This is a genomic window from Candidatus Photodesmus katoptron Akat1, assembly GCF_000478685.1.
Lineage (GTDB): Bacteria > Pseudomonadota > Gammaproteobacteria > Enterobacterales > Vibrionaceae > Vibrio > Vibrio anomalopis.
In genome coordinates, this window is record NZ_AMSD01000001.1 from 18,616 (window position 1) to 41,936 (window position 23,321).

At 30.8% G+C, this 23,321-nt stretch carries 20 protein-coding genes and 1 pseudogene; 7 read left to right on the plus strand and 14 right to left on the minus strand.

What is annotated here, in order from left to right; all coding sequences use genetic code 11:
• Nucleotides 1–102 precede the first annotated feature (102 nt).
• The 6 genes from purH to O1U_RS00115 all read left to right on the plus strand — a co-directional run bounded on the left by purH (nucleotide 103) and on the right by O1U_RS00115 (nucleotide 8,278).
• A complete protein-coding gene (gene purH / locus O1U_RS00090) occupies nucleotides 103–1,698 on the plus strand; it encodes a bifunctional phosphoribosylaminoimidazolecarboxamide formyltransferase/IMP cyclohydrolase (RefSeq protein ID WP_016503380.1) in 1,596 nt (531 codons plus the stop codon).
• Between the two features lie 61 nt (nucleotides 1,699–1,759).
• Entirely contained in the window at nucleotides 1,760–3,058 is a 1,299-nt protein-coding gene (gene purD, locus O1U_RS00095; protein WP_016503381.1) for a phosphoribosylamine--glycine ligase, read from the plus strand.
• A gap of 173 nt (nucleotides 3,059–3,231) precedes the next feature.
• On the plus strand, nucleotides 3,232–3,912 hold the full coding sequence (locus O1U_RS00100) for a MaoC family dehydratase (RefSeq protein WP_016503382.1): 681 nt from the start codon (nucleotides 3,232–3,234) through the stop codon (nucleotides 3,910–3,912).
• 61 nt (nucleotides 3,913–3,973) lie between these two features.
• Nucleotides 3,974–5,380 carry a basic amino acid/polyamine antiporter gene (locus tag O1U_RS00105; protein ID WP_016503383.1) on the plus strand — a complete coding sequence of 469 codons (1,407 nt, stop codon included), beginning with the start codon at nucleotides 3,974–3,976 and terminating at the stop codon, nucleotides 5,378–5,380.
• Nucleotides 5,381–5,426: 46 nt separating this feature from the next.
• Nucleotides 5,427–7,376: an exoribonuclease II gene (locus tag O1U_RS00110; protein ID WP_016503384.1), complete on the plus strand. Its 1,950-nt coding sequence runs from the start codon at nucleotides 5,427–5,429 to the stop codon at nucleotides 7,374–7,376.
• Nucleotides 7,377–7,495: 119 nt separating this feature from the next.
• Nucleotides 7,496–8,278, plus strand: a complete 783-nt coding sequence (locus tag O1U_RS00115) for a hypothetical protein (RefSeq protein ID WP_016503385.1) — start codon at nucleotides 7,496–7,498, stop codon at nucleotides 8,276–8,278.
• 10 nt (nucleotides 8,279–8,288) lie between these two features.
• On the opposite strand, the pseudogene O1U_RS04970 reads toward O1U_RS00115, so the two are convergent.
• From O1U_RS04970 to ccoN, 8 genes and pseudogenes are all read right to left on the minus strand, one after another.
• Nucleotides 8,289–8,977, minus strand: a pseudogene (locus O1U_RS04970) (sulfite exporter TauE/SafE family protein).
• 14 nt (nucleotides 8,978–8,991) lie between these two features.
• Complete coding sequence (gene ccoS / locus O1U_RS00125) at nucleotides 8,992–9,141, minus strand: cbb3-type cytochrome oxidase assembly protein CcoS (protein ID WP_034411434.1); 150 nt, start codon at nucleotides 9,139–9,141, stop codon at nucleotides 8,992–8,994.
• A complete protein-coding gene (locus tag O1U_RS00130; protein WP_034411433.1) occupies nucleotides 9,141–11,522 on the minus strand; it encodes a heavy metal translocating P-type ATPase in 2,382 nt (793 codons plus the stop codon). Before O1U_RS00130 ends, ccoS begins: the two co-directional genes overlap by 1 nt.
• A 9-nt stretch (nucleotides 11,523–11,531) precedes the next feature.
• Nucleotides 11,532–12,017 carry a FixH family protein gene (locus O1U_RS00135; RefSeq protein ID WP_016503389.1) on the minus strand — a complete coding sequence of 162 codons (486 nt, stop codon included), beginning with the start codon at nucleotides 12,015–12,017 and terminating at the stop codon, nucleotides 11,532–11,534.
• A 37-nt stretch (nucleotides 12,018–12,054) separates the two neighbouring features.
• Nucleotides 12,055–13,038, minus strand: coding sequence for a cytochrome-c oxidase, cbb3-type subunit III (gene ccoP, locus O1U_RS00140; protein WP_016503390.1), 984 nt, complete (start codon nucleotides 13,036–13,038; stop codon nucleotides 12,055–12,057).
• Nucleotides 13,035–13,205 (minus strand): cbb3-type cytochrome oxidase subunit 3, encoded by a 171-nt coding sequence (locus tag O1U_RS00145; protein WP_016503391.1) that lies wholly within the window; start codon nucleotides 13,203–13,205, stop codon nucleotides 13,035–13,037. Before O1U_RS00145 ends, ccoP begins: the two co-directional genes overlap by 4 nt.
• A 10-nt stretch (nucleotides 13,206–13,215) precedes the next feature.
• Complete coding sequence (gene ccoO / locus O1U_RS00150; RefSeq protein ID WP_016503392.1) at nucleotides 13,216–13,836, minus strand: cytochrome-c oxidase, cbb3-type subunit II; 621 nt, start codon at nucleotides 13,834–13,836, stop codon at nucleotides 13,216–13,218.
• Nucleotides 13,837–13,847: 11 nt separating this feature from the next.
• Complete coding sequence (gene ccoN, locus O1U_RS00155) at nucleotides 13,848–15,278, minus strand: cytochrome-c oxidase, cbb3-type subunit I (protein ID WP_016503393.1); 1,431 nt, start codon at nucleotides 15,276–15,278, stop codon at nucleotides 13,848–13,850.
• 700 nt (nucleotides 15,279–15,978) lie between these two features.
• On the opposite strand from ccoN, the gene O1U_RS00160 reads away from it, so the two are divergent.
• Nucleotides 15,979–16,827, plus strand: a complete 849-nt coding sequence (locus O1U_RS00160) for an EamA family transporter (RefSeq protein ID WP_016503394.1) — start codon at nucleotides 15,979–15,981, stop codon at nucleotides 16,825–16,827.
• Between the two features lie 180 nt (nucleotides 16,828–17,007).
• Here the strand turns inward: O1U_RS00160 and rplT are convergent, their stop codons facing one another.
• From rplT to tal, 6 genes are all read right to left on the minus strand, one after another.
• Entirely contained in the window at nucleotides 17,008–17,361 is a 354-nt protein-coding gene (gene rplT, locus O1U_RS00165) for a 50S ribosomal protein L20 (protein ID WP_034411430.1), read from the minus strand.
• A gap of 34 nt (nucleotides 17,362–17,395) precedes the next feature.
• The gene (rpmI, locus tag O1U_RS00170) at nucleotides 17,396–17,590 is read right to left on the minus strand and encodes a 50S ribosomal protein L35 (RefSeq protein ID WP_034411429.1); all 195 of its coding nucleotides are present in this window, start codon (nucleotides 17,588–17,590) and stop codon (nucleotides 17,396–17,398) included.
• 57 nt (nucleotides 17,591–17,647) lie between these two features.
• Nucleotides 17,648–18,175 (minus strand): translation initiation factor IF-3, encoded by a 528-nt coding sequence (infC, locus tag O1U_RS00175; protein ID WP_016503396.1) that lies wholly within the window; start codon nucleotides 18,173–18,175, stop codon nucleotides 17,648–17,650.
• A 30-nt stretch (nucleotides 18,176–18,205) separates the two neighbouring features.
• On the minus strand, nucleotides 18,206–20,134 hold the full coding sequence (gene thrS, locus O1U_RS00180; RefSeq protein WP_016503397.1) for a threonine--tRNA ligase: 1,929 nt from the start codon (nucleotides 20,132–20,134) through the stop codon (nucleotides 18,206–18,208).
• 130 nt (nucleotides 20,135–20,264) lie between these two features.
• Entirely contained in the window at nucleotides 20,265–22,265 is a 2,001-nt protein-coding gene (tkt, locus tag O1U_RS00185; protein WP_016503398.1) for a transketolase, read from the minus strand.
• Nucleotides 22,266–22,341: 76 nt separating this feature from the next.
• The gene (tal, locus tag O1U_RS00190; protein ID WP_016503399.1) at nucleotides 22,342–23,301 is read right to left on the minus strand and encodes a transaldolase; all 960 of its coding nucleotides are present in this window, start codon (nucleotides 23,299–23,301) and stop codon (nucleotides 22,342–22,344) included.
• Nucleotides 23,302–23,321 lie beyond the last annotated feature (20 nt).

Consider the following 23,321-nt stretch of genomic DNA (forward strand, 5'->3'; position numbering starts at 1 on the left):
ATTGAAATAAGATACTAGTAATTTTGATAAGATTTTTTTAAAAAAACTAGTTAGAATAAAAGTTATATGTTTTTTACTATAAATAATTTAAGGAAAGATAACGTGAATGATGTTCGTCTCATTCGTCATGCTTTAATAAGTGTATCCAATAAGTCTGGCATTGTTAAATTTGCAAAATCTTTAATAGATAATAGCATTAATATAATTTCTACAGATGGTACTGCTCGGTACCTCAGAGAACATGGTGTGTTAGTAACTGAAGTATCAAATTATTCTGGTTTCCCAGAAATTATGGACGGTAGAATCAAAACTTTACATCATAAAATTTTCGCTGGTATTCTTGGTCGTCGCGGTCAAGATGATCACGAAATGAAGGTACATAATATTACTCCAATAGATATAGTTATTGTAAATTTTTATCCATTTGAGCAAGCTATTTCTGAAGGTAATTGCACATCATCTGAGATATTAGAAAATATTGATATTGGTGGTCCAACGATGGTTCGTGCTGCAGCAAAGAATCATGAAGATATTGCTGTTGTGGTTAATCCTAATGAGTACGATTGCATTATAGATGAAATTGATTCTAGCGATGGTTATTTAAGTTCAGGAACTCGAATTCGTCTTGCTGCTTCTGCCTTTGAATATACTGCTAACTATGAAAGTACTATTTCTAGTTATTTTAATGAAAAGTCTCTAATCAGTAAAGGTAAACAAAAAAGGTCTAGAAACTGTAAATTTCCTATGGTTTTTTCTAAAAGTTTTAAGAAAAAACAAACTTTATTGTATGGTGAAAATTCTCATCAAACTGCTGCACTTTATGCCGAAGAAAATTTTTTAGATCCGTCTGTATTGACTGCCTCTCAAATACAAGGTAAAGCGCTTTCTTATAATAATATCATTGATACTAATGCAGCTCTTGAATGTATAAAAGAGTTTAATGAGCCAGCATGTGTTATTATTAAGCACACTAATCCATGCGCTGTAGCGTTAGGAAAAACAATTTTTGAAGCTTATGATAATGCTTATCGGGCAGATCCAGTGTCTGCATTTGGAGGTATTATTGCGTTCAATAGAATACTAGATCCATTAACTTCATCAGCAATTATAGAAAAACAATTCAGTGAAGTTATTATTGCTCCATCTATTTTAGATGAATCAATAAAAATTCTTAATAAGAAAAAAAATATTCGTTTACTGCAGTGTAGTGGAATTCAATCAAATAGAATTTATGGTTTCGATATAAAAAGTATTAAAGGTGGAATAATCATTCAAGATTATGATCAAGCTATGATTTCTGAAAATCAGATTAAAGTAGTGTCAAAAAGGCAACCTGAAAAAAAAGAATTAAAGGATTCATTATTTTGCTGGAAAGTTGTAAAATACGTAAAGTCTAATGCTATTGTATACTCAAGAAATTGTGTAACCGTCGGTATAGGAGCTGGACAAATGAGTCGCGTTTATTCAGCTAAAATTGCTAAAATGAAAGCTACCGAACTAGGATTAAAATTAAAAGGTTGTGTTATGGCATCAGATGCTTTTTTCCCTTTTCGTGATGGAATTGATGAGGCTGCAAGAGTTGGAATTTCATGTATTATTCAACCAGGTGGTTCAATACGTGATAAGGAAATCATTAAAGCAGCTGACCAACATGGTATAAGCATGATTTTTACTGGTATACGTCATTTCCTTCACTAATTCTTGACAACCAGGTAAATCGCTTTATTCTGAACCTATTCAATAAAAATAAGAGATTTCAATGAAGGTATTGATCATAGGTTCTGGAGGACGTGAGCATGCGCTTGCTTGGAAATCAGCGCAGAATTTGAATGTAAAAACAGTATTTGTTGCTCCTGGTAATGCAGGTACTGCTCTTGAGCCTAAAGTAAAGAATGTGGAAATTTCAATTGAAGATATCTCTGCTCTGGTTGACTTTTCTTTAAAAACTAGAATAGACCTTACTATAGTTGGTCCAGAAGCGCCATTAGTAAAAGGAATTGTGGATTCTTTTCAGAAAGCTGGTTTATTAATATTTGGTCCAACAAAAGCTGCATCGAAGATTGAAGGATCTAAATCTTTTGCTAAAGATTTATTGTTACGTCATAAAATTCCCACCGGAGCCTGTTCAGTTTTTAGCGAACTTGAACCCGCTTTACATCACATCAGAAAGCAAGGATTACCAATAGTTATTAAGGTTGATGGCCTTGCTTCAGGAAAGGGTGTTGTTATAGCAAAAACTTTTCAGGAAGCAGAAAGCGCAGTCAAGGATATTTTGATTAAAAATATTTATGCTAATAAGTCAGATAGAAGGATTGTGCTGATTGAAGAATTTCTTCAAGGTGAAGAGGCTAGTTTTATTGTAATGGTTGATGGATTCAATGTTTTACCAATGGCAACTAGTCAAGATTATAAACGAGTCGGTGATCAAGACAAGGGTCTAAACACAGGAGGTATGGGCTCATGCTCTCCTGCTTTGGTCATTACAGATAGAATTTATAAACGTGTGCTAGAGAAGATTATTTATCCAACTGTTCATGCTATGAATTTAGAAGGTTGTCCATATACAGGTTTTTTATATGCAGGTTTAATTATTGATTCTCAAGGTATGCCAAAGGTTATTGAGTATAATTGTCGATTTGGCGATCCAGAAGCTCAATGTATTATGATGCGTATGGAATCAGATTTGGTAGACCTGTGTCTTTCTGCTATTCATAATCGGCTAAATTTTGAAAATTCTAATTGGAATTCTAATGCTGCTGTTGGTGTTGTCCTTGCATCAGATGGTTATCCGAGAGATGTTGCTAAGGGTCATGTAATATCAACCTCTGAAGTAAAAATGCAAAATCAAAAACTTTTTCACGGAAGTACAGCAAGAAAAAAATCTGGGGAGTTGGTTACTAATGGAGGGCGTGTATTTTGTGCAACAGCGTTAGGTAAGACGGTTTCTGAAGCCAAGGAAATTGCCTATTTGTTAGCTAATCAAGTTAGTTGGAATGGTATGTTTTATCGGAAAGATATTGCTTATCAAACCATTCTGCATGAAAAAATAACAAAATGATTCTTGTTATGTTGTTTCCTTTATTTATAAATTTTTATGTTTTATTTTTTAACTATTATTATCAAAGATTTAAATGTAACTTATTAGTTGAGATTTGTAAAAGCGTTGCATATAATCTTCAGTTACTTCAAGATTAAGAATTATTTGTTTCTTAGATTAACTCTGAGGTTTCCATGAAAGTAACGAGTTTTTTTAAAAATTGTACGCAGTCTACGTCGAAAAAAAATCCTGAATTTCCTAATTGGATGCCTCCCACATTGCGTGAATATTGGGAAGTTTTTTTCGATAGAAAAAATACTAGCTATTTCTTTTCTTGGGTACGTGATTTACAAAAAGTAGAAGTAAATAATATAGATATTCCTGTGTTGGAAACTTTTTCTTTAAACCCTGAAGCTCAAATTGTGTATAGTGAATTGCAAAACCAAATTGGTGCAATAATTCATGTAGGTGATTGGATGCGAATTGATCAGAATCGTATTGATCAGTTTGCTAAAGTCACTGAGGATATGCAATGGATTCATACAGATCCAAAACGAGCGAAAAAAGAATCTCCATATAAATCAACGGTTGCTCATGGATTTTTAACTTTATCTCTTTTACCTCGTTTAACCGATAGCTCAGGTTCTGATACTTTCCGATTTCCTACTGCTAGGATGATAGTCAATGTTGGTTTAAATCAAGTGCGTTTCCCATATCCAGTTAAATCTGGGAATAATATAAGGGCTAAAAGTAAATTACTTAACGTAGTTCCAATTAAAAAAAGTTTAAGAGTTGAAAGAGAGATTCAAATTGAAATTGAAGGTATTCGTCGGCCTGCTTGTATACTAATTTCAGTTATTCAGTTGTATTTTTGAAATACAAAAGTGAATCAATAACCAATTCAAAGTTAAATAATAAAAAAAGGAAATTGATTTTATGGATAAAAAGCTTGGATTAGCTTCATTAACCGCATTAATCATTAGTTCCATGATTGGGGCTGGGATTTTTAGCTTACCGCAAAATATGGCTGCAGTTGCTAGTCCAGCTGCTATTATAATTGCTTGGTTGATAACTGGTGTAGGAATGATATCTTTAGCACTTTCTTTACAGTATTTATCTATAACTAACCCACATATTAATACTGGCATCTTTGGTTATGCAAAGCACGGTTTTGGGAGATTAACGGGTTTTTGTTCAGCTTGGGCTTATTGGGTTAGTGCTACATTTACTAATATATCATATTTAGTGATCATCTGCGCTACATTAGGTCTGTTATTTGACACTTCAGATTTAGTAATATTTGGGGTAGGTAATAATGCTGTTTCAATTATAGTCGCATCTATTTTCCTTTGGATGATTCATATTTTTATTTCAAATGGTATTCAAACTGCTGCTTTTATAAATTTATTAGCTACTTTTGCAAAATTACTATCTTTATTCATATTTATTATATTAGCGTTGTTAGCTTTTCATTGGGATACGTTTATGTTTGATTTTCATGGAGCCCATTTTGGAAAAGAATACGACCTTTTTTCACAGGTAAAGGCAACTATGCTAATTACTGTTTGGGTATTTATTGGTATTGAAGGTGCAGTAGTATTATCAAATCGGGCAAGACACAGAAAACATATCGGTTTTTCTACTATATTGGCTTTACTGACTACTATTTTAATTTATGTCTTAGTAACACTTACTTCCATGGGTGTTATTCAATCAGTTGAGTTAGCAAAATATCCAAATCCTTCAACAGCTAAAATCCTTACATCTATAATGGGACCTTTAGGGCAATATATTATTGGTATTGGTCTTATTATTTCAGTTTGTAGTTCTTTTCTTAGCTGGCTAATTTATGCCACCGAAGTTCCATATTCATGCGCAAAAGATAAATTATTTCCAGAAACTTATAGACGGGTTAATGCTAATGGAACTCCTATTAGGTCATTAATATTCACTACTATAGCTATTCAAGTATCCTTAATTTTTGTCATGTGCCTTGATGGTACTTATGATTCATTATATAGGATAGCTTCTGAGATGATACTAGTACCTTATTTATTGGTTGGTATTTATACTTTGAAATTTGCTATAAAACAAGAAAATCTTTTTGGTATAGTACTTGGTTTTTTATCTACTTCATTTGGTATATGGTTATTATATGCATCAGGGTTACAGTTCTTTATTATGTCTGCTGTACTTTACCTGCCAGGTTTATATTTTTTTATTAAATCTCAAAGAGAACAAAATATTCATTTATTCAAAGGTAAAGAGCGTATCATTGTAGGCTTACTACTTATAGCAGCTTTGATAGGTTTAAAGGAAATATTGAATGGCACTGTTTTGTAGCTTTAATATTTTAATTTAAATCATATAGATAAAAGAAAGGAGTGAGATGTTTCAAGATAATCCATTGCTTGCTCAGCTTAAGAAAAAATTGAAAAGAGATCTACCAAAGAAAATAGGGGTTGTTAAATCTACTGGGAAGACTTTTGGTTTTCTTGAGGTCTTAGACTCTAAGACTAATTTTTTTATTCCTCCTTTTTATATGAAAAAATGTCTTCATGGTGATAAAGTTATTGCGAATATTCATCTGACAGCAGAAGAAAAACAAATTGCAGAACCAAAAAAACTTTTAGAAAAAAGTGTAACGTATTTTATAGGTCACATTAAATTATCCAAAGGTAAATTTGTTTTCTTACCAGATCATCCAAAATATAAGATGAAATTAATAAAAGCTCAGCTTAAAAAAGGACTTTCTTTTGAAAGTTTTTGTAATAATGATTTGGTTTTCGCTTATTTAATTCATCATCCTCTTAAAGGAGATAAAGATTTTCTTGTTGAAATTTCGAGGAAAATAGCAAATGCTAAAATAGCACATTGGTTAACAATTTTAGCAAAGAATAATCTATGCAATAGTGAACCTATTTCTGCTAATAATAATTGGAAACTAAAAGATGATGCAGATTTAAAGCGTTTTGATATGACTACCATCCCTTTTATTACGATTGATAGTAAATCAACAAAGGATATAGATGATGCTTTATATATTAAAAAAAGTAATAATGGTGATTTTGAATTAACAATTGCTATTTCCGATCCAACAGCATATCTTCTTCCAGAAGATAATTTAGATACACTGGCACGTAAGCGAAGTTTTACCATTTACTTGCCTGGTTTAGATATTCCAATATTACCTCGTGATTTATCTGAAAATGTATGTTCACTTATTGAAAATCAAGTTCGTCCAGCCCTTTGTTGTACAGTATTGATAACTAAAGATGGTTTTATTCTTGAAAAAACCATTGATTTTTTTGCTGCTAATATTAGGTCTCATGCATGTTTAGTTTACGATTATGTTTCAGATTGGATTGAAACCGGTCAATCTACAGATTGGTGTCCTAATAAAGCAATAAGTGATATATTAACTGCTCTTTATGAACTTTCACAAGTTAGATTAAATTGGAGAAAAAAAAATGCGGTCGTTTTTCCTGAATACCCCGACTATCGATTTTCATTAAACGAGAATGATGATTCTATTGTTATTCATTCTGATATACGTCGTAGCGCACATCATTTAATTGAAGAATCTATGATTATTGCTAATATCTGTGCTGGAAAAATACTTAATGCGAAATTTTCATTAGGATTGTTCAATATACATGCTGGTTTTAAACAAAATAAACTTTATTATATTACTCGATTTTTAAATAAAAAAAGCACTTTTCCAGCTAATTCTTCTGAACTGTCTACATTAAATGGTTTTATTGCTTTACGTCATTGGTTAAATAATCAAGATACAAATTACTTTGATTATTTTATAAGAAAATTTCAGGTACATAGCAAATTAAATTTTTTACCTAGCCCTCATTATGCTATGGGATTGGATATTTATGCTACTTGGACATCTCCAATTCGCAAATATAGCGATATGATTAACCATCGTATGCTGAAAGCCTATATTTTAGATAAAAAACCTGTACAAATTCCAGATGAATCACTTTGTAAAGAATTAAATTTATCTCGTAAACATCATAGAATTGCAAATCGAAATGTTTTAGATTGGTTATATGGAAATGCGCTCTCTCAAGCACCAAAAAATAAAATTCAGTTTACAGCTGAAATTTTTGATGCTAGTTGTTCAGGGATGCGCATTCGTCTTCTTGAAAATGGTGCAATAGCATTTATTCCTATTTTATTTTTTGGAAGTAAAGAAGATATTAAATATAGTGCTGATAGTGGCTCTTTTTTTTTCAATGAAAAGTTGATCTATCAATTAGGTGATAAATTTAAAGTGGTATTAGTCGAAGTAAATCAATTTAATTTAATTGCAAAACCGATATAAGTATCTTACTGTTTTTTATTAAATGTATTTTTCTGCTTTTCTAATTTAAGTTTTCAATAAATCTTCATTTTTTATTGAAAATATTATTCTGTGTATTGCAAAAATTTGGATTTTAATTAATGAACAATAATATTGAAAATAAAATTAATTTAGGTGGAAGTCTTGAGCGTGGTATTTCTGGTAATTATGAACTAAAAATTACCGAGATATTTAAAGAAGCATGGAATCATACCATGAAAAATTTGTTATCATTTTCTCCTTCTATTGTTATTTTTACAGTTATACACATTGGAGTATTTTATATTGCATTGAAATTACAACTTTTAAATTTTTCAATTATTATTGATATATTGAAAAATCCAAATAATATCTTTGATTCAAATTTGATAGATTCTTTGTTTTTATCAAGTTTCATCACTACAATTATTAGTGCTCCTATTTACGCAGGTATTAGCTTAATGGCAATGAGTCATGTAGCTGGTCTTTCTACTAAGAAATTACATATTATTAAAGGATTACAATTTACTATTCCGGTAATATTAGCTACTTTTTTAAGCTTATTGATTCAAAATATTGCAGAAATAATATTTCCATTTTTATCTCTGTATTTTTCAGTAGCATTTAGTAATTCCATTTTGCTTATTTGTGAAAAAGGGGTTTTACCAATACAATCTTTATTGTTTTCATTTCGAGCAATAAATAAAAAACTTTTTGTTATAATATTTATTTATTTATTGCTTTTTTTGATATTTTTGCTATCAATTTTATTTTATGGAATTGGTTTAATCTTTACTATACCATTTTTTTTTCATGTTAAAGGTATCATTTATCGAAATATGTTTGGAATTGAGTTGAAAATTATTTCAACTAAAAAAATACATAAAAAAAATTTTAATGCTTAGAATAATAAATTTAACTTTGATGATTTAAATAAATAAGCATCCTAATAGATTGATATCCGGTATATATTCCATAAAAAAGAATAATAACAGCACCTAATTGTTGGAAAAATTTTGATTGTTGCAATCTTTTTATATAATTACTCCCACAAGGGATAAGTAACATTGCTGGTAATGTTCCAGAACCAAAGCAAAACATTACAAGAGCGCCATTGACTATACCACCAGATAGTGCAGACCAAGTTAGAGTTGAATAAACAAGACCACATGGTAACCATCCCCATATAAAACCAAATGGAAAAGCATGTATTGGAGTTCTTAAAGGCAATATTTTTTTCCTAGAGGTATAATATATTTCCATATAGTTTTCCCCGATTTTTCTATATAAAGTAATCCAAACCACCAACGTCCAAGATAAAGGGATAAAGCAATTAGAAAAAAAGATGCAGCAAGTCTTAAGTAGGCAAGAGAATTAGTGAAATTAATAATGTTTGCAACAGAAGAAATAGTTCCTCCTACTATAGCTCCTAATAATGAATAAGTGCATAATCTACCTAGATTGTAATATACCGGAATAAATTTATTAGAAGGTTTATCATTGTGCATTGAAACAAAACTGGCTATTCCTGAACACATTCCTATACAGTGACCTGCACTGAGCAAGCCAATTAAAAAAGCGATTAAAAAATGTGAATCTATCATTTTCAATTTTGAGATTAATTATTATTTTCATCTAAAAATAATATCTTACATCCTTCTTGATCTAGATCCTCAAATTGACCAGTTTTCACTGCCCAAAAAAATATAATCATTGCCAAATAGATTAGTATTATTCCAATTGGAATAAGAATATAAAGACTTTCCATCATGTTACCTTTTCTTTTAGTAAACGAAGAGAGTTTGATAGTACTATAATAGAGCTAGATGACATACCAATTACAGCTAAATATGGCACGACTAGACCAGAAACAGCAAGTGGTAATATAAAAAAATTGTATCCTAATGACCATGCTAGGTTTTCGAAAATAATCCTACGAGTTTTTAAAGCAAGTTCTCTTGCTTGCAAAATACGATTTAATTGATCTTCTAAAAGCACCATATCTGCAGAAGTTTTTGCTAAATTTGAACCTCCTCCCATAGCGATTGAGATATGGGAACCAGCTAAAATAGGGGCATCATTAATTCCATCGCCGATAACCATCGTAATATCATTTTTATTAAATTTCTGTAAATAAGATAGCTTATCTTTTGGTTTTAAATTTGAGATGACATTATCAATACCAATGAATTTTGCAACATTATTAGCATTAATACTTGAATCACCAGTTAATAAGGTAATTTTAACACCTAGATTTTTGAAGCATTCTATAAATTTTTTGCTTTCTGAACGAATAGGATCTCTGTATATAAAAGTAGCTACATGTTCACCATTTAAAGATAAATATATACTATCTTGTTCTATTTTTTCACCTGAAGAACCAAAAACAAAAGCTTCATTTCCAATTTTTGCTAATTTACCTTGATAGTATCCCTGTACTCCAGAACCAATAAAATTTTTAACATTATTAATTTTAAATGAATCATTCTTATATTGTTTAAACGCACGTGCTATTGGGTGATTGTTATATGCCTCTAAAGCACCTGCAATTCCAAGAACATTTTCTTTAGTAAGAGTAGAATGTAGAGTAACATTGCAGATTTTAATATAACCATGAGTTAATGTCCCAGTTTTATCTACAATAAGATGTTTTACTTTACATAAAGTTTCAAAAACATGCCCTTTACGTAATAGAATATTTAGTTTTCCCATTCTAAAAGTTGCACAAGTCAAGGCAGCTGGAGTAGCAAGTGAAAAGGCACAAGGGCAAGTTGAAACAAGTACAGATAACATAATCCAAAAAGCGTCATCAGATTTTAATTTATGCCAAAATAACCATGTACAAGCTGCAATTAATAAAATTATTATAACAAAATAACGAGCTAAAATATCAGCTATTTTAGCTATTTTTGGCTTAGACATTTGAACCTTATCTTGTAAACGTGCAATATTTGATACCATTGAATTATTTTTAGTAGAGACTACTTCTAAATCAAATGATTTTTCAGTATCTAAATTTAAAGTTCCAGCATAAGCAATATCACCACATTGTTTTGCGATTGGAATTGTTTCTCCAGTAAGAATAGATTCATCAATGTATGCATATTCTGAAATTATTTTTCCATCGACTGGAATATATTCACCAGAAAAAATTCTTATTCTATCACCAAGTTGTAAAGTATTAGCCGCTATTTGTTTTCCTGTAATTGTGTTAGCCAAAGCGGGCACTAATTTTAGACGATTACTACTTTCTATACTGGCTTTTCTTCTGGCTTGTATTTCTAAGAAACGTCCAATTAGCAAAAAAAAAGTAAACATAGAGATTGATTCAAAAAACACTTCACCTTTATTATCTACAGTTGCAATAAAACTAGCAATATATGAAAAAATCAATGCAATTGAAACAGGTAGATCTACTCCAAATATTCCTGATTTAATATTGCGATATGCATTTAAATAAAATGGTAATGCTGAATATAAGATAACTGGTGTAGCAAAAATAAGACTAATCCATCGAAAATAGTGTTTAAACTCTTTATCTAGATCGCTAAAAACTTCAAAATAAAGAACAATGGCAAGCATCATAATCTGCATACTCGCTAACCCAGCTATTCCTAATCGATAAAGATATTTTTTCATAGATTGATTATAGCTATTCTCCAAAGAATCAATTTCAAAAGGTGCGGCTTTATATCCTAATTGATGGATAGATAAAAGTAGTGAACTTAATTTTATAGTAGTTTGATTCCATGTTAATAATGCTCGGCTAGTTGTGATATTGACTCGAATAGATACAACTCCTTTTTGATGAGATAGTTTTTTTTCAATTAACCAAGCACAAGCGGCACAAGATATTCCTTCAAGAGATAACATGATTTCAGATAGATTTTCTATTTTATGTACAAATTCTGATTGAATATCTTCATTATCATAATGTACTAAATTTTGTAACTGGTCAGCGATTACATTCACTGTCTTGGCAGGTTCGGTTCTATACTTATAGTAGCTAAGAAGACCGCTATCACAGATAGTTATGGCAACTGCTTCACAACCTGGACAGCACATATATCTTATTTTTCCAAAAATTTTTATTTTATATACTGTATTTTTTGGTATATCTTGACCACAATGGTAGCATTGTTTTTTCATAAAAAATAATTAGCATATTGATTGGATTTCAGAGGAAGGAAAGGTTACTTTCCCTTCAATTAACCATCGTTTATTATTAGGAGAAATTTTAATAAACCACGGTCCTTCTATCATATTCCGATTTATAGGAATATGATATTGATTATTACCTTTTGATAGTACTTGATAAGAGAAATCATATCCAGCTGATGTTCTATGAGTAAATATAGTATTTATATCAGGATAATGTTCTAACTTTCCTTTATCCAATCGAATAATAATATTCTTTTTATCAAAGAATATATAGGCATTGATCTTTAATTTTCTAGCAACATTAATTCTACTAAGATAAAGGTTAATATTCGTACTTTTCCCTTTGATATAGTAATCTTTAGAAATTAAATTTATAGAATTTTTAGAAAATATTAAGATTGTAATGATTGAAGCTATTATAACTAATAAGGGAAGTGCTATTAAAAAACATGGCCAGAACTGCTTATACCAAGGTTTGAGCATAATAAAATTCTCATAATATGTGTAGAATAATTATTTATTAATCATTGTCTTTATTATTTAAACTCCATACGTAAGCAGAAACAAGTTGTATCTTATCTTCATCTAAAATATCCTTCCATGAAGGCATTACGCTAAATCGTCCATTTTTAATTGATTCTGTTACATCAGCACGGGAACCACCATATACCCAAATTTGATCGGTTAAATCTGGTGCACCTAACTTAGAATTACCTTTTCCATCAGTACCATGACAAGCTGAACAGACAATAAAATGCTTTTCTCCTAATTTTGCTTCCCTAGTATTTACTGAACGACCAGAAAGACTTAGTGTGTAGCTAACAAGTGATTTAATGCTTTTATCATCTAAAATATTTTTCCAACCAGGCATTTCACCAATTCTTCCTTGCATTACAGTTTTCACTATATCAGCAGGTTCACCACCATATATCCAAATATTATTTGTAAGATCAGGAAATCCTTTTTGACCACGAGCATCAGAACCATGACACTGTGAACAATTTTGTAAAAAGAGACGCTGTCCTACTTTTAAAGCATTAGGGTTTTTTGCTATGTCAGGCAAAGAACGTAAAATACTAATATCTTCTTCTTGATATGCAAGCTGTTTAAATATTTTATTAAATTTAATATTAGCCTCATCAAGTTCTTTCGCGTATTGGATAAGAGATTTGTTTTTTTGTGATTCTAAGATAGATGCTTTAGATTGTTTTAAAGTTTGTACGGTTTGGTTTGAACTTTTCCACTTTAAAATTCCTTGAAAATTTCCAAGTCCTGGATATAAAATAAGATAGATTATGGAAAAAATAAGAGCACTAATAAATAAATAGACCCACCATCTTGGTAAAGGATTATTGAGTTCTCTAATACCATCATATTCATGACCCATATCTTTCCCATCTTCAATACCTACTTTATTTTTAAGACACCAGAAAAGAAGTGTAGTACAAGCAAGTAAAGTGGAAATAGTGATTGAAAAGATCCAAAAACTCCAAAATATTGTCATTTTGCATTAACTCCTTTTTGTGATGAGGTTTCTTCATCATCATCATCAAAAATTAAGTTGGCAGTCTTAGTAAAATCAGAATCACTTTTTTTTATATAGACCCACCAAAGCAATGCTATAAAGTTAATAAATAAAACAACAGTCCAAATACTGTGAAAAAAAGCCATATCCATTTCCTTATCTCATTCCGTGACCAAGAGATTGTAGATAAGCGATAATAGCATCCATTTCTGTTTTTCCTTCTAGTTCTTTTTGTGCATTTGAGATTTGTTCATCAGTATACGGAACATCAAATTTATTTTTAAAAATTTTAAGTTTCTTTTTAATTAGCGTACTGTCTAAAGTTTTTTTCTCCAACCAAGGGAAAGCAGGCATATTAGATTCTGGAATTAATTGACGTGGATTAAGTAAATGTAGACGATGCCATGTATCTGAATAACGCTGACCAATTCTAGCTAAATCTGGTCCTGTGCGTTTTGAACCCCATAAAAATGGATGTTCCCATACACTTTCACCAGCTAAAGAGTAGTGTCCATAACGTTCAGTTTCTGAACGAAATGGACGAATCATTTGGCTATGACAAACATTGCACCCTTCACGAATGTATATATCACGACCTTCCAATTCTAATGCAGTATAAGGACGTAGATTTTGAATCGGTTCTGTGATTTGTTTTTGAAAAATTAAAGGTATTATTTCAACAAAAGCACCTAGACTAATTGCCAATATGATTAAAATAGCTAGCAAACCAATATTCTTTTCAAGAATTTCGTGACGATTATTAGAATTTAAATTCATTCGAAACTTTCCTATTGTGCTATTTGCTTAATAAATTTCAGACTATATTTTGGTGCATTAATAGTCATATAGGTGTTATAGGCCATTAGTAACATACCAAATAAAAAGATGAAACCACCAGTAAAGCGAATGAAGTAAAATGGGTAAGAAGCCTGTACTGATTCAATAAAACTATACTTTAAAGTTCCATCGGAGTTTACTGCACGCCACATTAACCCTTGTGTTACACCTGATATCCACATTGCTATTATGTAAAGCGTAGTACCAATCATAGCTAGCCAAAAATGAATATTGATTAGTTTAATAGAATACATCCGTTCTTGATTAAATAAATTAGGAATTAAATGATAAATTGCTCCAATAGATATCATAGAAACCCAACCTAATGCACCAGAATGTACATGTCCAATTGTCCAGTCAGTATAATGTGATAGGGCATTTACTGTTTTAATTGACATCATAGGACCTTCAAAAGTTGACATTCCATAAAATGATAGAGAAACGATTAAAAATCGTAATATAGGATCATAACGAAGTTTATGCCATGCACCTGATAATGTCATAATACCGTTAATCATGCCTCCCCATGAAGGAGCAAATAAGATGAGAGACATAACCATACCCAAAGACTGAGTCCAATCAGGCAATGCTGTATAATGTAGGTGGTGTGGCCCTGCCCAAATATATAAAGAAATTAAAGCCCAAAAGTGAAGAATAGAAAGACGGTATGAATAAATTGGACGTTCAGCTTGTTTTGGTACAAAATAATACATCATTCCTAAGAATCCAGCCGTTAATAAAAAACCTACTGCATTATGTCCATACCACCACTGAATCATAGCATCTACTGCACCTGAATAAATAGAGTAGGATTTTCCTATAGAAACAGGAATAGCTGCACTATTGACAATGTGTAGTATAGCAATAGTAATTATAAAAGCTCCATAAAACCAATTTGCTACATAGATATGAGATGTTTTACGTTTTGCAAGCGTTCCAAAGAAAACTATTGCATAAGAAATCCAAACAAAAGCTATAGCAATATCAATTGGCCATTCTAATTCTGCATATTCTTTTGATGAAGTTAAACCTAAAGGTAATGTAAAAATAGATGCAAAAATAATTGCTTGCCATCCCCAAAAAGTAAATTTAACCAGTAATCCACCAAATAATTTCGTTTGGCATGTTCGTTGAACAACATAATAAGATGTTGCAAATAATGTACTAGTAGCAAAAGCAAAAATAACTAAATTAGTATGCAAAGGACGTAGGCGACCATATGTTAACCAAGGTATGTTAAAATTTAGTTCTGGCCAAATTAGTTGAGCGGCAATGAAAACACCAACAGCCATCCCTATAATACCCCAAATAATACTCATAATGCTAAACTGAGACACGATCGTATAGTCGTATTTTTGTTTTAACTGTTTTGTTTGTTCCATTTATATCTTCCTAATTCTAAATTAACTATACCTAAATTATTAAAGAAGTGCATACTATCAGGTAACGTAACTTCTTATAAAAGAAAAGTATTTTAGATATAGTTGAATATCTAATCATAAAGTAATATTTGAAGGAATGACTGTACTGCAATCAATATTTTATATGATGATCAACATAGATTATAAAAGTAAGAATTAATTTATTTTTTCAAAAATAATTATGGTTTATACAATCTTAATAAAAGGTGATTTTTAATTACTATGTATAATATTGTTACACTTTGTAAGATATACTTAATAAAACAGGTTTTAATGTTCTTCGTTTATCGCATACAATGTTATCATTTTGATAACATTATAAAATCTTTTTGCAACTTCAACATAAGTTTACAGGGAAGGGTACCCATTTGTCATGTAAAATGTCAATAATCTTTTATTTAGCTTGAAGTAACAATTTGATTTATATATATATTAATTTTATAAGGAGTACCTAAAAAAAACTCAAACTCAGATAATAGCATAAACATTACTCATAAAATTTATTGTTATTAAATAATTATTGAATAGAGAATAAGTAACATATTTAGTATTAGATATTAAACAAATATTAGTATATTTATTCTGATACTATTTATTAGCATTGAATATAAATCTAGAAAAGGTAGCTCGTATTAATTTATTATTTATTTGGTAGAAGTAGTTGTTCTATTTATCTTTGGTCACTTTGATTTGGGGTTTCTCATTTAGCTTGGTTGGGGTGTATCTTTCTGATCAAGTAGACCCTTATTTTTCAGTATTAATACGACTTGCACTTTCTTTTTTTTTATTTTCCCCCTTTCTTAAATTTCGAGGCATACCAAAAATATTAATCATAAAATTAATGCTTATTGGTGCCTGTCAGCTAGGATTAATGTATTCCTTTTATTATCAATCTTTTAGATTTATTTCAGTACAAGAAGTTATTTCATTTAGTGTTTTTACTCCCATCTATATCACTCTACTTTATGATTTCTTAAAAGGTTCATTTTCTCTTTATTATTTATTTAGTTCAATTATTTCTATTATTGCTGTTTTTTTTGTTCAATTTAGATACTTTGAAAATGATTTTTTAGTAGGTTTCTTCATAGTTCAATTTTCAAATCTCTGCTTTGCAATTGGCCAAACTTGTTATAAACATTTTATCGAAGAAGAATGCTTTAAACTTCCACAGAAGAGGATATTTGGTTATTTTTATTGTGGTGCATTATTTGTAGCTATCATTGAATTTATATGGTTAGGGGATTTTAATCGGTTACCATCTAATAGTTTGCAATGGGCAGTACTTATTTATTTAGGATTGATAGCTTCTGGTTTTGGATATTTCATGTGGAATAAAGGAGCATGCATGGTTAATGCAGGGACTTTGGCAGTGATGAATAATGCCTTGATCCCTGTTGGATTAATAGTTAATCTGCTAATTTGGAATAAAGATGTTAACTTAGTTCGAGTTTTAATTAGTGGTTCTGTCCTCTGTCTGGTATTGTTGTTTAATGCAGTATACCTTAAGTAAATGATAGATGTAGTATCTATTCATATTAATAACAGTATATTAAAAGATTTTTAGGGTTTTATCCACATTTTTTGTGGATAAAATTTTGTATAAATTAGGCTATTGAAAGTTAAGAAAGAAAGATAGGTGCTATCCAACTATCCTTCTTTTATGCTTAGTTTTAAATTAAGAGATATAAGTTTAAAGAACAGCTTTAGCTTTATTAACTAATTTAGAAAACGCAACATGATCAAATATTGCAATTTCTGCTAGCATCTTTCGATCAATTTCAATGGATGCTTTTTTCAAGCCATTTATAAAACAACTATAAGATAAACCATTGTTTCGAGCAGCGGCATTGATTCGTGTAATCCAAAGCTGTCGGAATTGACGTTTTTTACAACGACGGTCACGATAAGCATATTGCGCTGCTTTAGTAACTGCCTGAAAAGCTACTCGATAAACACGTGAACGAGCTCCATAGTAGCCCTTAGCTTGTTTTAAAATTTTTTTATGGCGTGCACGTGAACACACACTACGTTTAATTCGTGGCATTAGCTTCTCCCTATTTGAAGAATATCAAAATAATTTAAGTATTTATTATCATGCGCTTGACTGCAGCTACTTCGCATTTTGTAAGGAACGAATTAACTCTTAGTTGACGTTTATTCTTAGTAGTACGTTTAGTGAGAATATGACGTTTAGTCGCATGCTTATACTTAATTCCAGCAGCAGTCTTTTTAAATCTTTTAGCTGCCCCTTTGTTTGTTTTCATTTTATACACAAGAAATAGCCTTCATTTTATAGGGATATATATGAAATATATGATAGATTGATCATCTCACTTTTTCTTTGGAGATAATAGCATTACCATTTGACGAGCTTCTATTTTATTTGGAAAAGATTCTACAATAGCTAATTTTTCTGTATCTCTTTTTAAGCGATTTAAAACGTTTATACCAATATTTTGATGAGCCATTTCACGTCCACGAAATCGAACTGTAATCTTAACTTTATTACCATCTTTTAGAAAACGAAGTAAATTGCGTAGCTTTACATGATAGTCACCGATATCAGTTCCAGGACGAAATTTTATTTCTTTAACCTGAATCTGTTTCTGTTTTCTTTTTTGTTCCTTAGCAGCTTTGTTTTTTTCAAAAAGGAATTTGCCGTAGTCCATTATCCGACAAACTGGCGGCTCAGCATTTGGACTGATTTCTACCAAGTCTATACCTACTTCTAAAGCCATCTCTAAGGCTTTATTAAAAGAAATGATACCCATTGGTTGGCTATTAATACCTATTAAACGAACCTCTTTAACACCACTAATTTCATCATTTAAACGGTGTTGGTCTTGTTGTTTTGCCATCTGTTGGCTACGTTTCCCAGTTTTAATAGTTTATTCCTCCAGATTGAGTTTACGGGCAGAAATTTCAGTTTGAATGTAAGAAACAAAATCAATTAATTTAAATTGACCTAAATTCTTTCCTGCACAATTACGTACAGAAACTTTATTAGATATCATTTCTTGGTCACCACAAATTAACATGTATGAAACACGTTTTAAAGTATGCTCACGGATTTTAAATCCAATTTTTTCATTTCTCAAGTCTGCTTTAGCCCTAATTTCATTTTTTTTTAATTTTCGTGTAATTTGTTGAACATAATTAATCTGTTTATCAGTAATATTTATAACTACTACTTGTTCTGGAGATAACCAGGTTGGAAAAAATCCAGCATATTCCTCAATTAAAATTCCAATAAATCGTTCAATTGAACCCAAAATTGCTCGGTGAATCATAACTGGAGCTAATCGGTTATTGCTTTCATTAATATAAGTTATACCAAAAAGGGTTGGTAAATGAAAATCTAGCTGGATCGTTCCGCATTGCCATGCTCGATTTAAACAATCATACAATGTAAATTCAATTTTAGGTCCATAAAATGCACCTTCTCCTTCTTGAATTTCATATGCAAGTTCCATCTGATCAAGAGATTCTTTCAGTGCATTTTCTGATTGTTCCCACGTACTATCATGACCAATATATTTGTTTGGTCTTGTAGACAATTTTACTGAAATATTTTTAAAACCAAATACCTTATATATATCGTAAACCATATGAATACAATTAGTAACTTCTGTTTGAATTTGCTTTTCTGTACAAAAAATATGTGCATCATCTTGAGTGAAACTACGAATTCGCATAATGCCATGCAGTGCACCTGATGGTTCATTTCGAGTGCACGAACCAAATTCAGCCATACGTAATGGTAAATCACGATAAGATTTTAAGCTTTGATTAAATATTTGTATATGTCCAGGGCAATTCATAGGCTTAATAGCATATTCTTTAGATTCGGAAGATGTTATAAACATTTCATCCATATATTTATCATAGTGTCCAGAACGCTTCCAAATGGTTTTATCCATCATTAAAGGGGTTTTAACTTCTTGATAATCATATTCAATTAATTTTTCTCGAATAAAACATTCTAATTCTCTGAAAATAGACCAACCGTTAGAATGCCAAAATATCATCCCAGGTGCCTCCTGTTGCACATGGAATAATTCTAGGTTTTTTCCTATTTTTCGGTGATCTCGTTTAATAGTTTCTGAAAGGCAAACTAAATGTTTTTTTAGTGATTTTTTATCATGAAAAGCTGTACCATAAATTCGTTGTAACATTTTATTATTACTATTACCACGCCAATAAGCACCAGAAATATTGAGCAAAGCAAAATTTTGACAAAAACCCATGTTAGGGACATGTGGACCACGACACATATCAATATATTCCTGATGATAGTATAAAGCAGGAAATTCATCATGAGAGATATTCTCGTTCAATATTTCAATTTTATACATTTCATGTCGTTTTTGAAAGATATCATAAGCTTGTTGCCAGCTAACTTTTTTCTTAATGACCCAATATTTACTTTTTGCTAATTTCTTCATGCATTGTTCAATTTTTTTTATATCTTCTTGAGTTAAAGAATGATTCGTATCAATATCATAGTAAAAGCCATTATTAATAGTTGGTCCAATTGCCATTTTTGCTTTTGGATAAAGCCTTTTAATAGCGTGCCCTAATAAGTGGGCACATGAATGTCGAACAATTTCTAAACTTTCCTTTTTATCCTTAATTGTAATAATTTTCAGGGTTACATCATTTTTTATTAGATCAGTAGCATCAATAAGAACACCATTAACATGACCAGCAATGGTTATTCTAGCAAGACTTAAAGAAATTGTTTTAGCAACATCTAAAGTTGATACTGGTGTATTAAATTGCCTTTGATTTCCATCAGTTAAATTAATAGTAGGCATTTTTTATCCTTTATAATGATATTTTATGCGAGATACTAAAATAATATTTATTATATTTTCTACAAATTTAGATTGATTAAATCAACTAAATTAATAATAACTACTGATTGATTATTAAGAGAGTCTAGTTTTATTTTTTAGTTAATAATTCATTTGCTATATTTACTATGTTTTCAATAGTAAAACCAAATATTTTAAATAATTGATTAGCTGGCGCTGATTTGCCAAATGTTTGCATCCCTATAACCCTACCAGAGAATCCTACATATTTGTACCAAAAATCTGAAATACTTGCTTCAATAGCAATTCGTGCTTTGACATCTGAAGGAAGAACTTGTTCCTGATAGAGTATATCTTGCTTATCAAAAACATCTGTAGCTGGCATTGAAACTACACGAGTTTTTTTCCCTTCGCTATTTAATTTTTCAGCTGCTCTCATTGCTAGTTGAACTTCTGAACCAGTTGCAATGAGAATTAATTTTGGTTTATTAATACAATCCCTTAGAATATATCCACCTTTTTTAATATTCTCAACTTGTTGTGTTGTTCGATTTTGTTGTGTTAAATTTTGACGAGATAAGATAAGAGATGTTGGAGCATTTTTTCTTTCAATTGCTAATTTCCAAGCAACTGCAGATTCTACTTGATCACATGGACGCCATGTACTCATATTTGGTATTAAACGTAGTGATGCAATTTGTTCAATTGGTTGATGAGTTGGTCCATCTTCTCCAAGACCGATAGAGTCATGTGTATATACTTGAATATTTTGAATTTTCATTAATGCAGCCATACGTATTGCATTATGAGCATATTCCATAAACATTAAAAATGTTGCACCATATGGAATAAATCCGCCGTAGAGTGATATACCATTTATAATAGCTGTCATACCAAATTCACGTACACCATAATGAATGTAATTGCCTGATGGATTATTAGAAGAGATAATTTTAGAGTTTGACCATCTAGTTAGATTAGATGGTGAAAGGTCAGCAGATCCTCCTAGTAATTCAGGTAATATTGAACTAAATTCTTCCAATGCGTTTTGTGATGCTTTTCGTGATGCTATGTTTCTCGGATTACACTGCAGGTTAGCGATAATTTTATTTGATCTTTCTTTCCATTCTTTAGGTAATTCACCAATAATTCGACGTTTAAATTCCCTTGCCAGTTTTGGATATTCGTTACCATATGCTACTAACAGATCATTCCAAATTGATTCTTTTAATTTCCCTTTTCCCTTAGCATCCCAAGCATTATAAACTTTTTCTGGAATCTGAAACGGAGAATGTTTCCAATTCAATTTTTTACGTGTATAAGAAATTTCCTTGATACCTAATGGTGCACCATGGCAATTATGAGAAGAAGATTTATTTGGTGAGCCAAAACCAATAATAGTTTTAGTGCAAATTAGGGTAGGGCGAGCTAATTCTGCTTTAGCCTCTTCAATTGCATTATTAATTTCTTTAAAAGAATGACCATTTACCATCGGAATTACATGCCATCCATATGCTTCAAAACGCTTAGCAGTATTATCAGAAAACCATCCTTTTACTTCACCATCTATTGAAATTCCATTGTTATCCCAAATAGCAATAAGTTTTCCGAGACCTAATGTTCCTGCTAAAGAACAAGCTTCGTGAGATATCCCTTCCATCAAACAGCCATCACCTATAAATACATAAGTAAAATGGTCAATAATTCTATATTGCTCTTTATTAAACTTAGCTCCTAAATTTTTTTCAGCTATGGCCATTCCTACAGCATTAGCTAGCCCTTGTCCTAATGGTCCAGTAGTGGTTTCAATACCCGGAGTTTGTCTATATTCTGGATGACCAGGGGTTTTAGAATGTAATTGACGAAATTTTTTTAAATCATCAATTGAAACTGCATAACCAGTTAAGTGTAATACAGAGTATATTAACATTGAAGCGTGACCATTAGATAATACAAAACGATCGCGATTTATCCAGTTTGGATTGAGTGGATTATGGTTTAAATGAAAACGCCAAAGCACTTCGGCTATATCTGCCATACCCATTGGTGCACCTGGATGACCAGAGTTGGCCAATTGTATGGCATCCATGCTTAAAGCACGAATAGCGTTGGCTAAATATCTATGGTTCATATATCACATCCGGGAAATTTTAAATTAGGTAAGAAAAATTGGGGTTTTAATTGGAATGTTCTATTAAAATCAATAACTAAAGTCTATCTTCAATTATCATCTCTAATTGTTTTTGATCAATTGAAAAATTTCGTATTCCTTCAGTTAATTTTTCTACAGCCATTGGATCATTATTATGTTCCCAAAGAAATTCAGAATGAGTCATCGAAACAGGTCGTTTTTTAGAATTATTTTCATGGATAGACTTCACTAGTTTCCGTGTTACTTTACCTTTTTCAGATTCTAGTTGTTTTAAAAGTTGAGGGGGAATTGTTAAAGCATCACAACCTGCAAGTTCAAGAATTTGTTTTGTATTCCGAAAACTTGCTCCCATTATAATTGTTTTATAGCTATATTCTTTATAGTAAGAATATATATTAGATACTGATAGAACACCTGGGTCTATTTTAGTTTTGCAATCATGACCTTCTTTTCTTTCATACCAATCCATAATTCGACCAACAAAAGGTGAAATTAAAAAGACATTAGCTTCAGCACATGCACGCGCTTGAGCAAATGAAAATACCAGCGTTAGATTGCAATTAATCCCTTCTTTTTCAAGTTGTTCTGCAGCTCGTATTCCTTCCCAAGTGGCAGCTAATTTGATGAGAATACGATTATTAGAAATTCCCAAATTATTGTAAATTTTTATTAATTTCCTAGCTTTTTCTATGCTTCTATAAGTATCATAAGAAAGTCGGGCATCTACTTCGGTGGAAATACGACCAGGAATTGTTTTAAGAATTTCTTCTCCTATCTTAACAGTGAGAATATCACAAGTACATTGAATTTTTTCTGATTTATTATTGCCTTGAATTTTCCCATATTTAATCGCTTGATAGAGTAATGCTTCATAATTTCTATTTTTGACTGCTTTTAAAATAAGAGATGGATTAGTAGTTGCATCTTTTGGTTTATATTTTTTAATTTCACTAATTTCTCCAGTATCTGCTACGACAGTAACAAGTTTTCGTAGTTGTTCCAATTTATTACTCATATTAAATAATTATCCTTATT